Origin of the sequence: Pseudomonas sp. MPDS (assembly GCF_013283895.1) — a bacterium.
In the GTDB taxonomy this organism is placed as follows: Bacteria; Pseudomonadota; Gammaproteobacteria; order Pseudomonadales; family Pseudomonadaceae; genus Aquipseudomonas; species Aquipseudomonas rhizophila.
In genome coordinates, this window is sequence record NZ_CP054128.1 from 2614167 (window position 1) to 2626906 (window position 12740).

The 12740-nt window shown below is 60.9% G+C and carries 12 protein-coding genes; 4 read left to right on the top strand and 8 right to left on the bottom strand.

All coding sequences use genetic code 11. The features are described 5' to 3' along the window. The first annotated feature begins 70 nt into the window (after nucleotides 1–70). Nucleotides 71–1405: a methyl-accepting chemotaxis protein gene (locus tag HQ912_RS11570; protein WP_107322665.1), complete on the top strand. Its 1335-nt coding sequence runs from the start codon at nucleotides 71–73 to the stop codon at nucleotides 1403–1405. Nucleotides 1406–1417: 12 nt separating this feature from the next. Here HQ912_RS11570 and HQ912_RS11575 read toward each other — a convergent pair whose 3' ends face one another. From HQ912_RS11575 to HQ912_RS11600, 6 genes are all read right to left on the bottom strand, one after another. Continuing rightward, complete coding sequence (locus HQ912_RS11575) at nucleotides 1418–2992, bottom strand: ABC transporter ATP-binding protein (RefSeq protein WP_047227849.1); 1575 nt, start codon at nucleotides 2990–2992, stop codon at nucleotides 1418–1420. A gap of 27 nt (nucleotides 2993–3019) precedes the next feature. After that, the gene (locus HQ912_RS11580; RefSeq protein WP_047227850.1) at nucleotides 3020–4042 is read right to left on the bottom strand and encodes an ABC transporter permease; all 1023 of its coding nucleotides are present in this window, start codon (nucleotides 4040–4042) and stop codon (nucleotides 3020–3022) included. Then, entirely contained in the window at nucleotides 4042–5100 is a 1059-nt protein-coding gene (locus HQ912_RS11585) for a microcin C ABC transporter permease YejB (protein ID WP_047227851.1), read from the bottom strand. The genes HQ912_RS11580 and HQ912_RS11585 overlap by 1 nt, the downstream gene beginning before the upstream one ends. Next, nucleotides 5100–6968 carry an extracellular solute-binding protein gene (locus HQ912_RS11590; protein WP_173406795.1) on the bottom strand — a complete coding sequence of 623 codons (1869 nt, stop codon included), beginning with the start codon at nucleotides 6966–6968 and terminating at the stop codon, nucleotides 5100–5102. The genes HQ912_RS11585 and HQ912_RS11590 overlap by 1 nt, the downstream gene beginning before the upstream one ends. Nucleotides 6969–7098: 130 nt before the next feature. Further along, nucleotides 7099–7380: a peptidylprolyl isomerase gene (locus HQ912_RS11595; protein ID WP_007898306.1), complete on the bottom strand. Its 282-nt coding sequence runs from the start codon at nucleotides 7378–7380 to the stop codon at nucleotides 7099–7101. Between the two features lie 96 nt (nucleotides 7381–7476). Next, nucleotides 7477–8355 (bottom strand): esterase/lipase family protein, encoded by an 879-nt coding sequence (locus HQ912_RS11600; protein ID WP_047227853.1) that lies wholly within the window; start codon nucleotides 8353–8355, stop codon nucleotides 7477–7479. Between the two features lie 326 nt (nucleotides 8356–8681). On the opposite strand from HQ912_RS11600, the gene HQ912_RS11605 reads away from it, so the two are divergent. After that, a complete protein-coding gene (locus HQ912_RS11605) occupies nucleotides 8682–9743 on the top strand; it encodes a hypothetical protein (protein ID WP_260990073.1) in 1062 nt (353 codons plus the stop codon). Nucleotides 9744–9774: 31 nt separating this feature from the next. Here HQ912_RS11605 and HQ912_RS11610 read toward each other — a convergent pair whose 3' ends face one another. After that, complete coding sequence (locus HQ912_RS11610) at nucleotides 9775–10842, bottom strand: 3-deoxy-7-phosphoheptulonate synthase (RefSeq protein ID WP_160894203.1); 1068 nt, start codon at nucleotides 10840–10842, stop codon at nucleotides 9775–9777. Between the two features lie 333 nt (nucleotides 10843–11175). Beyond that, a complete protein-coding gene (locus tag HQ912_RS27760; protein ID WP_260990074.1) occupies nucleotides 11176–11304 on the bottom strand; it encodes a hypothetical protein in 129 nt (42 codons plus the stop codon). Between the two features lie 230 nt (nucleotides 11305–11534). Between HQ912_RS27760 and HQ912_RS11615 the strand changes: the two genes are divergently transcribed. Together HQ912_RS11615 and uvrY are read left to right on the top strand one after the other, a co-directional pair. Continuing rightward, nucleotides 11535–11969: a GNAT family N-acetyltransferase gene (locus HQ912_RS11615; protein ID WP_047227856.1), complete on the top strand. Its 435-nt coding sequence runs from the start codon at nucleotides 11535–11537 to the stop codon at nucleotides 11967–11969. 127 nt (nucleotides 11970–12096) lie between these two features. Then, nucleotides 12097–12738: a UvrY/SirA/GacA family response regulator transcription factor gene (uvrY, locus tag HQ912_RS11620; RefSeq protein WP_024781217.1), complete on the top strand. Its 642-nt coding sequence runs from the start codon at nucleotides 12097–12099 to the stop codon at nucleotides 12736–12738. The last annotated feature ends 2 nt before the right edge of the window (nucleotides 12739–12740 follow it).

The following is a 12740-nucleotide window of genomic DNA, read 5'->3' on the forward strand; positions in this document are numbered from 1 at the left end:
CTATCTAGCGATGGCATCTCTGCCTTCGTGTGGCTACAGCCACGCATTCACGCCTCCGGGAGCGCCACCCATGTTCATTCGTACTCGCAAGCATCAGGACGCCTTGCACGAAATCCAGGCCAGGCAGGCTATTCTCGAAGCCGAACGGACGGCCTTGCAGCAATGCATGGCGATCATCGAGTTCACCCCGACGGGCGAGGTGCTCGACGTCAGCCCGGTTTTTTTGAAAATGATGGGGTATTCACTCAGCGAAACCCTCGGTCAGCATCATTCGATGTTTTGTGAGCCTGCCTATTCACGCAGTGCCGAATGCTCGGCGTTATGGCGGCAGTTGGGGCAGGGTTCTCCAGCCGACAGCCAGTTTCTGCATTTGCGGCGTGATGGAAGCTGGCTGTGGGTGCACGCAAGCTACGTCCCTGTGCTGGATCACCATGCAAAGGTGCAGCGCATCATCCTGATTGTTCGCGATATCAACGAGCGGGTGTTGCGCGCCCAGGCCGAAACCAGTTTCATGCAAGCGATCGACCGTTCCATGGCGGTTATCGAATTTGATCTGAGCGGTCAGGTCGTGAATGCCAACGAGAATTTCATGAACGTCATGGGGTACCGCCTGCAAGAAATTCGGGGCCAGCATCACCGGATTTTCTGCAAACCCAGCGAGGTCCAGAGTGAGGCTTATCGTGGCTTCTGGGCCGGGCTCAATCGCGGTGAATACAGGACCGGCCTTTTCGAACGCGTCGACAATCGAGGCGCGACTGTCTGGCTGCAGGCTACCTACAACCCTCTCTACGATGCACGGGGGCGCTTGTATGGCGTGGTCAAGTTCGCCACTGACAGCACTCGCGAAGTCGAGCAACGCCAAAGTGAATCAAAAGCCGCCGGACTTGCTTTCGAGACGTCCCGGCAGACCGATGAGCAAACCCGGCTCGGCACGTGTGTGGTTCAGCAAACCGTTACGGTGGTGCAAAGCATCGCCGATGAGCTTCAGCAGGTGTCAGCCGGGATAGGTGCCCTGAGCGCGCAGTCCGAAGAAATCGGCAGCATCGTCGATGCCATCCGGGGTATTGCCGAACAGACCAATCTGCTTGCCCTCAATGCCGCCATCGAAGCGGCTCGCGCCGGGGAGCAGGGACGCGGCTTCGCGGTGGTGGCCGATGAGGTGCGCAATCTGGCGCGACGTACAAGTCAGTCAACCGTGGCCATTACTCAGGTCGTCGCCAAGAACCGTGAATTGGCCAGGCAAGCGGTGAGCAGCATGCAATCGAGCACGCTCAAGGCAGAGCAGGGCGTGAAACTGGCTAACCAGGCCGGCACTGTCATTCTGGATATTCATCGAGGCGCGCAGCAGGTGGTGGAGGTGATGGGTGAATTCGCTCAAGCGCTGGATCAACGACGTGGTGCCTGAGCGAGCCCGGGATTACTGCGGCTGCGCCGCCGCCAACAGCTCCTTGGTGTAGGGATGCTGGGGCGAGTCGAACACTTCATGGCTGGCGCCGTGCTCCACCACTTTACCGTCCTTGATCACGATCATGTCGTGGGCCAGGGCGCGGACCACCGCCAGGTCATGGCTGATGAACAGGTAAGTCAGGCCATGCTTTTCCTGAAGCTGGCGGAGCAGGGCGACCACTTGCTTTTGCACGGTGCGGTCCAGGGCTGAGGTCGGTTCGTCCAGCAGAATCAGGGCCGGCTTGAGCACCAGCGCCCGGGCGATGGCGATGCGTTGGCGCTGGCCACCGGAGAATTCGTGGGGGTAGCGGTGGCGGCTCTGCGGGTCGAGGCCGACTTCCTGCAGCGCCTGGATCACCTGCGCTTCACACTGCTCGGAACTGGACGAGCTGTGGACCTCAAGGCCTTCACTGATGATCTGCTGCACCGACATGCGAGGGCTGAGGCTGCCGAACGGGTCCTGGAACACCACCTGCATCTGCTTGCGCCACGGTCGCAGGTCTTTCTGCGACAGATGATCGAGGGCTTGTCCCTGGAAGTGGATGCTGCCTTCGGATTCGATCAATCGCAGGATCGCCTGGCCGAGGGTGGATTTGCCGGAACCGGATTCACCGACGATGCCCAGGGTCTTGCCGCGCTGGATCGTCAAGCTGATGCCGTCCACGGCGCGCAGGTATTCCTTGCGCCGGAACAGCCCGCCGCCCAGGGCAAAGCTGACGCGCAGATCCTGCACTTGCAAGACGTCTTCGCGTTCGTCACGGGGCAGGGCTTCGCCTTCCGGTTCGGCGTGCAGCAACTCGCAGCTGTAGGGATGCTTCGGCGCGCTGAAGAGCGTTTCGCACGGCGCCTGTTCGACGATTTCCCCGGCCTTCATCACGCACACCCGTTGCGCGATGCTGCGCACCAGGTTCAGGTCGTGGCTGATCAGCAGCAGTGACATGCCGAGTCGTTGCTGCAGGGACTTGAGCAGCAGCAGAATCTTGCGCTGCACCGTCACGTCGAGCGCGGTGGTCGGTTCGTCGGCAATCAACAGTTCCGGTTCGCAGGCCAGGGCCATGGCAATCATCACCCGCTGTCGTTGGCCGCCGGAGAGTTGATGCGGGTAGGCTTTGAGGCGTTCGGTGGGTTTCTGGATGCCCACCAGGGCCAGCAACTCCAGAATGCGCTGGCGCGCGGCCTTGCCGCCCAGGCCCTTGTGCAGCATGAGGGTTTCGCCAATCTGCTTTTCGACGCTGTGCAGCGGGTTCAGCGAGGTCATGGGTTCCTGGAAGATCATCGCGATCCGGTCTCCGCGCAGTTCGCGCAGGACCCTGGCCTCGGCGCCCACCAGTTCCTGGCCGCGATAGCGGATGCTGCCGGTGGTACGGCTGCCGGTTTGCGGCAGCAGTTGCAGGATCGAATGGGCCGTTACCGACTTGCCGGAGCCTGACTCGCCCACCAGGGCCAGGCATTCGCCGGGGCGGATATCCAGGCACAGGTTGCGCACCACGGTTTGGTCGTTGAAGGCCACGCTCAAGTCGCGGATTTCGATCAGGTTGTCGCTCATCTCAGGGTTCCGCTTCATGGCCGTGGATCAGGATCGGGGGTCGAATGCATCGCGCAACGCCTCGCCAATGAACACCAGCAGAGAAAGAATCAGCGCCAGGGTGAAGAACGCCGTCAGGCCCAGCCACGGCGCTTGCAGGTTCTGTTTGCCCTGGCCGATCAACTCGCCCAGCGACGCGCTGCCCGCCGGCATGCCGAAGCCGAGGAAGTCCAGGGCGGTGAGGGTGGAAATCGCCCCGGTGAGGATGAACGGCAGATAACTCAGGGTGGCGTTCATCGCGTTGGGCAGGATATGCCGCACGATCACCTTGCGGTCGGACAGGCCCAGGGCTCTGGCGGCCTTGACGTATTCAAGGTTGCGCCCGCGCAGGAACTCGGCGCGCACCACATCCACCAGGGCCAGCCAGGAAAACAGCGCCATGATTCCCAGCAGCCACCAGAAATTCGGCTCGACGAAGCCGGACAGAATGATCAGCAGATAGAGCACCGGCAGCCCGGACCAGACCTCCAGCAGGCGTTGCCCCAGCAGGTCCACCCAGCCGCCGTAATACCCCTGCAAGGCACCGGCGCTGATGCCGATCAGCGCGCTGATGGCCGTCAGGGCCAGGGCGAACAGAATCGACACCCGTGCCCCGAAGATCACCCGGGCCAGCACGTCCCGGGCCTGATCATCGGTGCCCAGCCAGTTCACCGACGAGGGCGGGCTTGGGGTCGGCTGGTTCAGGTCGTAGTTGGGTGTGTCGTCGCTGAACGGGATCGGCGGGAACAACAGCCAGCCGCCGTCCTTGTGGATCAGATCCTGCACGTAGCTGCTGCGGTAATCGGCCTGGAACGGCAACTGCCCGCCAAACTCCTGTTCGGTGTAGCGCTTGAACACTGGGAAATACAGCGACCCCTGGTAACTCACCAGCAACGGCTTGTCGTTGGCGATCAATTCGCCGCCCAGGGTCAGCATGAACAGGCCGATGAACAGCCACAGCGACCACCAACCCCGGCGATTCTTCTTGAAACGCTCAAAACGCCGGCGGCCCAAGGGTGACAACTTGAACATCAGGCGTTCCTCGCGGCGAAGTCGATACGCGGGTCCACCAGGGTGTAGCACAGGTCGCCGATGAGTTTGATCAGCAAGCCGAACAGCGTGAAGATGAACAGCGAACCGAACACCACCGGATAGTCCCGGGACACCGCGGCTTCATAGCTCATGCGTCCCAGGCCATCGAGGGAGAAGATCACCTCGATCAGCAAGGAGCCGGCGAAAAACACGCTGATGAACGCCTGGGGAATCCCTGACACCACCAGCAGCATCGCATTGCGGAACACATGGCCATACAGCACGCGTCGTTCGCTCATACCCTTGGCTCGCGCGGTGACCACGTACTGGCGGGTGATTTCGTTGAGGAACGAGTTCTTGGTCAGGATCGTCAAGGTGGCGAAACCGCCAATCACCAGCGAAGTGACCGGCAGGACCAGGTGCCAGAAATAATCGGTGATCTTGCCCAGTGTCGACAGCGACTCGAAGTTGTCAGACACCAGCCCGCGCACCGGAAACCAGTTCAACGACGTGCCGCCGGCAAACATCACGATCAGGAACATGGCGAACAGAAATGCCGGCATGGCGTAGCCGATGATGATCGCCGTGCTGCTCCACACATCGAAGGCCGAGCCATGGCGCACCGCCTTGCGGATGCCCAGGGGAATCGACACCAGGTAGGTGATCAGCGTGGCCCAGAGCCCGAGGGAAATGGTCACCGGCATCTTCTCCAGGATCAGGTCGGTCACCGTGGCGCCGCGAAAGAAACTCTTGCCGAAGTCCAGTCGGGCGTAGCTGCTGAGCATCAACCACAAACGCTCATGGGCCGGTTTGTCGAAGCCGTATTGTTTTTCAATGTCCTTGATCAGCTGTGGATCGAGGCCGCGACTGGCTCGCGAACTGCCGGTCATGGCAGTGCCCGAACTGCCGACGCTGGCGCCGCCGATGCCTTGCAGTTGGGCGATGGCCTGTTCCACCGGCCCGCCCGGAGCGGCCTGCACGATGACGAAGTTCACCAACAGGATGATGACCAGCGTCGGAATGATCAGCAGCAAGCGCCGCGCGATATAGGCCCACATCAATGCCGCCCTCCAGGGGAGCCGCGTTTGAGGCGTTCGGCGGCCATCTGCTCGTTGGTCAGCGGTGTGGTGCTCATTTCCCACCAGCTTTCGATGGCTTCGTCATTGCTGGCCTGCACTTTGGGTCTGCCAAAGCGGTTCCACCAGACGGTCGAACTGCCCGGCGGGTAGTAGTTGGGGATCCAGTAGTAATTCCATTGCAGCACCCGGTCGAGGGCGTGGGCATGGCGGAGCATGTCGCGCTGGGTGGTGGCTTTGACCAGTCCGTCGATCAGGGTATCGACGGCCGGATTCTGCAAGGCCATGTAATTGTTGGCCCCTGGATCGTTGGCCGCCGCCGAGCCGAAATAGTTGTAGAGCTCCATGCCCGGCGAAGTGCTGACGGGATAGCCGGTGATGATCATGTCGTAGTCGCGACTCATCAGGCGATTGACGTATTGGGAGGCGTCGATGCGCCGGATGCTCATGTCGATGCCGATCTGTGCCAGGGTGCGCTTGTAGGGCAACAACAGCCGGTCGAGGCCGTTCTGGCTGATCAGGAACGTGAAGCTCAGCGCTTCCCCCTCGGCATTGACCAGGCGGTCGCCGTCGGGTTTCCAGCCGGCCTGTTGTAGCAGCGCCAGGGCTTGCAGTTGTTTGTCACGGATCACGCCGCTGCCGTCGGTTTTCGGTGCGTGGAAGACCTGGCTGAAGACTTCCTCTGGGACTTTGCCGCGCAACGGCTCGAGAATCGCCAGTTCGTCGGCATCGGGCAGTTGCCGGGCGGCCAGGTCGGTGTTGGAGAAAAAACTCTGCTGGCGCACATAGAGGTTGCGCATCATCTGGCGGTTGCTCCACTCGAAATCCCAGAGCATGGCCAGGGCCTGGCGGACACGCCGATCCTGGAACTGCGGTTTTTGCAGGTTGAACACGAAGCCTTGGGCCGTTTGGGGAGCCTCGGTGGCCAGGTGGGCCTTTTGCAGGCGACCGTCATGCAGGGCCGGGCTGTCATAGCCGATGGAATAACCGGTGGCGGAGAACTCGCGATTGTAGTCATAAGCGCCGCCACGCAAGACCTGCCGCGCCACATCGGTATCGCCGAAATACTCGATGCTGAAATGGTCGAAATTGTAGAGCCCGCGACTGACCGGCAGGTCCTTGCCCCACCAGTCGGGGTTGCGCTCGAAGGTGATGCTGCGTCCCGAGTCGATCCGGCCCACCCGATAGGGGCCACTGCCCAGCGGGGCTTCGTAGCCACCTCCACTGGCAAAGTCGCGGGTTTTCCACCAGTGCTCGGGAAAGACCGGCAGTGTGGCGATGTCCAGAGGCAGGGTACGGTTTTCGTTGTTCTTGAAGTCGAAGCGAACGGTGCGCTCGGATTCCACTTCGACGCCTTTGACGGCGGCGAACTGGGTGCGATACCGCAGGCTGCCCTGGGTCATCAACAGCTCGAAGGTGTAGCGCACGTCCTCGGCGGTGATGGGCTTGCCATCGGCAAACCGGGCCTTGGGATTGAGGTAGAAGCGCAAGGACAGGCCATCGTCGGCGCGTTCCATCTTCTGCGCCACCAGGCCATAGACGGTGTAGGGCTCGTCCAGCGAGCGCTGAGCCAGCGGCGAATACAGCATTCCATCGATCTGGCTGACGCCGATGCCTTTGTCGATGTAGGGCAGGACGTGGTCGAAATGGCCGATCTCGATGGCCGAGCGGCGCATGGTGCCGCCTTTGGGGGCCTGGGGATTGGTATAGGCGAAGTGGCTGAAGCCCTGGGGGTACTTGGCCGGTTCGCCATACACCGTCAGGGCATGTTGCGGTGTGGCATCCACACCGGCGGCACCTGTCAGCAGGACCACGGCAGTGAACAGCAGTGAAGGGAACGCCAGTCGCATTGTCAGCCTTAAAGCCGGGTGATAGATGACCACGATTTGTACGCGAGCTACGCCTTGATCGCTAGCCCCTTGGCCTGACACAAACACAACGGCCCACCGAAGGGCGGGCCGTTATGTCGATAAGCCGGGATCAGTCCTGGCGGCTGGTCACTTCCAGCAGGTGATAGCCGAACTGGGTCTTGACCGGACCCTGCACCACATTGATCGGGGCGCTGAATACCACGGTGTCGAATTCCTTGACCATCTGGCCTGGACCGAACGAACCCAGATCGCCGCCCTGACGGCTGGACGGGCACGAGGAGTTGGCTTTGGCAACTTCAGCGAAATCGGCGCCGGCTTCGATCTGAGCCTTGAGTTCGTTGCACTTCTCTTCGCTGGAAACCAGGATGTGGCGGGCAGTGGCTTTGGCCATGGGTAAAATTCCTTTCAATAGCTTTAAAGGTGTTGAGCCTACCGGAATCACTGACCGGTTGTTGTCAAAAATGCGTCAAAACCTTGAGTCTGTCGATCAAAGGCCGGCTTTGCGCAGGCGTTCGGCGTGGCGCACGTAAAGCTCCACCGGGTCTGTACCCTTGCGGCTGCAACCGGCTGTCTGGTTGATGGCGTCCATGTGGTCCAGTGGATAGTCAGAGCGAATAACCTTGCCCAGGTGCGAGCTGAAGCGTCCCACCAGGCCGTCGTTCTGCCCGGCTTCGGTGATGAAGTACTCGGAAAAGGCCCGGCAGAAACCCTGCAGTGGATCCATCGCATTGCATGCTCCGTTCTCGGAGTCCGGCAACGTGCCGCTCCATGAGTAGTAGCGCACCCCGTTGACCCTTTGTGCTCCGTTGCCGCCCCAGTGTTTGGGCAGGCCTTGGGGGTATTTGTCATTGAACGCGCCTACGCCTTCGGTGGTCAGCGCCGCCAGTGCTGCGATGGCCGCGTGTGGCAGTTGCGCCTGGCCGCCCAGCAGCGAGATGAAGTCTGCAAAAAGCGTGGCGACTTTATCCGCCACATGCTCTGGCAGGCGCCCCGGGGTCAGGGCTTTGTAGAGGAAATCAATCAGTTCGGAGCCATGATTGGGGCCGCTGACCGAGGTCACCGAGGCCACCCTGTCGGGGGCAACAGCGCCGGCGTATCGGGCGGCCAGCGCGCCCTGGCTGTGACCGATCAGGTTGACCCTGGTGGCGCCGGTGCCGCTCAGGATCCGATCGATCTGTGCCAGCAGTTGTTCACCACGGGCTTCATTGGAATGTGTCGCTGACAAATAGGGGATGAACACCCGGGCACCGGCGGCGCGTAATGCCTGTTTGATCCCGTGGAAGAGTTCGAAGCCGCCGACCCTGTCAAACCCGAACAACCCATGGACCAGCAGGATGGGAAATTGAGTGGTTGCATTCCGTTGCATGTTCGTACCTTTTTCGAAGAGGTTCCTGTTGAATTCGCGACGTCACTCTAATGCAGGCTTGTGCTGGACGGTGTAGGAAGAAACCGCAGTGCTCTGCTGAAAACGGAATAGAAGAAGTGGGAAGGGTCGGACTGGAGCCGGACGGATCTGAGCGTATCGGGATACTTCCGATTGCCCTTGGCGCTTGCGGCTACAACTTCACCGGCACCAGGCCACTCCCGTGGTCGTCTTGTCTGACTGTGGGTTTGGGACGGTCGAGGTTTAATGGCTTCATCGGGTGCCGCGATATGAACGCGGTGCCTTTATCCAAGGACTGGAGCCTATGTATGACCACTTACCCATCTGCCCCGCGAGCCCGGCTCGCACCCCTGACGAAATTGCCGGCCCCGTTTCTGGCAGCGGCCACGGCAGGGGTGATCAACCCCGCTTGGCGCAAGGTCGTCATCACCGTCAAGCCATATCCAATGATGACGTGCGGAGATGAGGTGCTGCTGTTCTGGCACGGACTCAATTCAGACGCCGAACCCTATCGGCATGAAGTGCGAAGGTTCATCACTGAGCGACATGTGGGGCGAGATGTCGTTTTTGTTGTGCGCGAGCCGCATATCACCGAGCTGGACGGCGGCTCGCTGGAGATCAGCTACCAAGTGACGAGCAAACGGCTGCCGGCCACGCTGGTCTCCCAGCCTTTGCAACTGGATATCGGCGATGTTTCCTTGCAACTGCCGGCCGCCGTTGCCAACGATGCCGTGGGCGGCAGCCTGGACCCGGCGCGGGTGCCCGAAGGAACGTGCGTGACCATCAAACCCTATTCCAGAATGGCCGTCGGCGACCGGTTGATCCTGATTGCCAGCAACGATTCCAGGGCCGTTTGGCGCGATGTGCTGGATATCGAGGCTCATGCCGTCGGCCGCGAGGTAGCGTTCTGGGTCGATCATTCGCTGATTGCCCCTCATGAGGGTCAAAGCCTGAGCCTGACCTATGTCGTCCGGCGCGGACATTCGGTGCGTCGCGCCGAGCCCCTGTCGTTGCACCTGGGGCCTTTGCGACGTCCTGCTCTGAAAGCGCCGCGGATTGCGGGATTGAACGCGGGCGGGCTGGATGTCGACGGGTTACAGGAAGGGGTGAGTGTCGTCATCGACGATGCCGGGCTTGAGGCTGGCGAGCTGGTCTGGCTGCAGTGCAACGGCAGTTACGCGCATGTCGCCGAGCGCGAAATCACCGCGGCGACGGCAGGTCAAGCGCTGACCTTTGTAGTGCCTGCGGCGTTCTGGCAGGACCAGCGCGGCAGGTCGGTGCACTTGTTTTATCAGGTCGAGCGCCTGGACGATGTGAGCCAGCATTCGGAGTGGGTCACCGTCCAGGTTCGCTCCGAGACAAAAAGCTGAGCGCCCTCGCTGGGGAGGGCGCTTTCAGGATTCAGGCTGACACCAGTTGGCGATGGGCCTGACGCAGCAGTTGCTCGGTGGTCGCCCAACCCAGGCAGCCATCGGTCACCGATACGCCGTAACGCAGCGACGGGCCCAACGACTGGCAACCTTCGAACAGGTGGCTTTCCAGCATCATGCCGATGAGGGAGTGGTTTCCTTGCAGGCGCTGTTCCAGGACGTCGTTGAACACCTGAGGCTGGCGCAACGGGTCTTTGCCACTGTTGGCGTGGCTGCAATCCACCATGATCCGGGCCGGTATTTTCAGGCGGGTCAGGTCATTGTGTATCTGTGTGACGCTCTGGCGGTCATAGTTCGGCCCGCGATGGCCGCCGCGCAGCACCAGATGAGTGTCGGGGTTGCCCTGGGTCTGGATGATCGCCGGATGCCCCTGGCTGTCGACGCCGAAATGCCGATGAGGATGGGCTGCCGAGCGCATGGCATCGCAGGCGATGCCAACACCGCCGTCCGTGCCGTTCTTGAAACCGACCGGCATGCCCAGGCCGCTGGCCATTTCCCGGTGGATCTGCGATTCGGTGGTACGCGCGCCGATGGCGACCCAACTGAGCAGGTCATCGAAGTAGTTGGCGGCCATGGGTTGCAGCAGTTCGGTGGCCACAGGCAGGCCCAACTGGAGCATTTCGCGCATCAGTTCCCGGGACAGCGTCAGGCCGCCGGCCATGTCATCGCTGCCATCCAGGCCAGGGTCGTAAGCGAGGCCTTTCCAGCCTACCGTCGTGCGGGGTTTTTCCACGTAGGCGCGCATCACCAGCAGCATGCTGTCGCTGACTTCATGGGCCACGCGCGCCAGGTTGGCAGCGTATTCGAGGGCCGATTTCGGATCGTGGATGGAGCAGGGGCCGACAATGACCAGCAGGCGGGAGTCCTCGCCGTCGAGGATCGCGCGGATTGCCTGGCGATGGGCATTGACCTGTTGGCTCAGCGCCGAGCTGAGGGGCAATTGTTGCTTGAGTTGCAATGAGCTGGGCAGACGCAGGGTCAGGGCTTCATTGGCAGGGTTTAGCGTGGACAGCGGCAAAGCAGAGACGGACGAATTCATGATCTGGTTTCCTGGGCGGGCAGCGGGTTCATTCCCGCGCGCCGGCCCTATTGGGGTGTTCGACAATTGGCCGTATTGGCCCGCAACTGAGGCTTGCCACCGGTAGGTGACCGATCGGAGGCGGCAGGCTGTCCCGAGCGGTGGCTGGTAAATCGCCAGGCGGAAAAACTGTCGTAACGGTAATAAGTGGCGTAGTTCATGGCTCAATCCTCAAGTTTGTCTGGTGTCGCAAAAATGTGTGGGGCTGAAAAAACAAAACCCCCGGTCGGGAGGCCGACCGGGGGTTAGAAAACTCTGGAAGGCGACCCGTTTAAATTGGGCACCGGTTGGGTATCAGGCGCGCCAGTGGCTAAACCAATACCCAAAATAAAAGCTGACCGGAGTCTGAACACTGTTCGCCCAGGCAGCCGCAACCGAGCGCTGGGCGCTGGCGGTTTGAAGCGATGCGAGGGCGTTGAACATGGTCTGTCTCCGATGAATGGACCTGAGCTTACTAGAGCAGGGTGGGCCGGTTCAATCAGAAAATTCTATCGTGGGCATGTGATTGTTCATCCTGGCTTGAGTCCGGCGGGCTTTGTGACAAACTTTGGGTTTGCACCTTCTCTCGATCTGGCTTTCGGCCTGAGCGAGTTGCGGTGCCCGACGGTTATCGGGCCCAGTCGTATGGGTGACCACGCTTTGAAGAGGTACACATGAGTTTCCAGTGGCGTGCGGCAACGGCCGAGGACATCGCCTTTGCCCGGCAACTGACGTGCATCAACATGCTTCCCTATTACTTGCACCATGATTTGTTATGGCAGGACGAAGCATTCGATCTGGCCTGGATCATTCGTCAGAACTGGATCATCTGCCGCGAGGGGCAAGCGTTGGGTTTTGTCAGCCTGAGTCGTGATGCCCGGGCGTTGTATATCCGGGAGCTACAGATTGCCGAGGCATTTCGGGGGCAGGGCGCCGGCACCTGGGCGATCGGTCAGGTTTGGGACATGGTGATGCAAGAGCGTCGCCCGGCGTTACGCTTGACGGTTTTCAAGAACAATCCGGCCAGGGTGCTCTACGAGCGCATGGGGCTGCAGGTGGTCGGCGAGGATGAATGTTTCCTGAGGATGGAGCGGGCCGCCAGGGCTTGAGGCCTCGGATTGCGTGCCTGTGAAAGACGCGCTGTAACTTTTATATGTCCCTTTGCGCTAGGTCTGCCGGATGGTTTTTGCTAAGGTGTTGGGCAACCCAAATAAGACCAAATCGTGAGGTGTCTGCTTGATTAGGGTGTTAGTGGTCGACGACCATGATCTCGTCCGTACGGGCATTACACGAATGCTGGCTGATATCGACGGTCTGCAGGTGGTTGGTCAGGCTGAATCCGGGGAAGAGTCCCTTATCAAGGCGCGTGAACTGAAACCCGACGTGGTACTGATGGACGTCAAGATGCCAGGCATCGGCGGTCTTGAAGCCACGCGTAAACTGCTGCGCAGCCACCCGGACATCAAGGTGGTCGCGGTGACCGTGTGTGAAGAAGATCCGTTCCCGACCCGCTTGCTGCAGGCGGGCGCTGCGGGTTATCTCACCAAGGGCGCCGGCTTGAACGAGATGGTCCAGGCCATTCGCCTGGTATTTGCCGGTCAGCGTTACATCAGCCCGCAAATTGCCCAGCAGTTGGCAATCAAGTCGTTCCAGCCGACCAATGAATCGCCCTTCGATGCGCTGTCGGAGCGGGAAATCCAGATTGCCCTGATGATTGTCGGTTGCCAAAAGGTGCAGATCATCTCCGATAAGCTGTGCTTGTCGCCTAAAACCGTCAACACCTACCGTTACCGAATCTTCGAGAAGCTGTCGATCAGCAGCGATGTCGAGTTGACGCTGCTGGCGGTGCGCCACGGCATGGTCGATGCCAGCGCCTGATA

Coding starts and splice junctions, on each gene's coding strand:
- HQ912_RS27760 (WP_260990074.1), bottom strand. CDS start 11,304: ATGTTCAACGCCCTCGCATCGCTTCAAACCGCCAGCGCCCAGCGCTCG.
- HQ912_RS11605 (WP_260990073.1), top strand. CDS start 8,682: ATGACCACTTACCCATCTGCCCCGCGAGCCCGGCTCGCACCCCTGACG.
- HQ912_RS11585 (WP_047227851.1), bottom strand. CDS start 5,100: ATGTGGGCCTATATCGCGCGGCGCTTGCTGCTGATCATTCCGACGCTG.
- HQ912_RS11615 (WP_047227856.1), top strand. CDS start 11,535: ATGAGTTTCCAGTGGCGTGCGGCAACGGCCGAGGACATCGCCTTTGCC.
- HQ912_RS11570 (WP_107322665.1), top strand. CDS start 71: ATGTTCATTCGTACTCGCAAGCATCAGGACGCCTTGCACGAAATCCAG.
- HQ912_RS11590 (WP_173406795.1), bottom strand. CDS start 6,968: ATGCGACTGGCGTTCCCTTCACTGCTGTTCACTGCCGTGGTCCTGCTG.
- HQ912_RS11595 (WP_007898306.1), bottom strand. CDS start 7,380: ATGGCCAAAGCCACTGCCCGCCACATCCTGGTTTCCAGCGAAGAGAAG.
- HQ912_RS11610 (WP_160894203.1), bottom strand. CDS start 10,842: ATGAATTCGTCCGTCTCTGCTTTGCCGCTGTCCACGCTAAACCCTGCC.
- HQ912_RS11575 (WP_047227849.1), bottom strand. CDS start 2,992: ATGAGCGACAACCTGATCGAAATCCGCGACTTGAGCGTGGCCTTCAAC.
- HQ912_RS11600 (WP_047227853.1), bottom strand. CDS start 8,355: ATGCAACGGAATGCAACCACTCAATTTCCCATCCTGCTGGTCCATGGG.
- HQ912_RS11580 (WP_047227850.1), bottom strand. CDS start 4,042: ATGTTCAAGTTGTCACCCTTGGGCCGCCGGCGTTTTGAGCGTTTCAAG.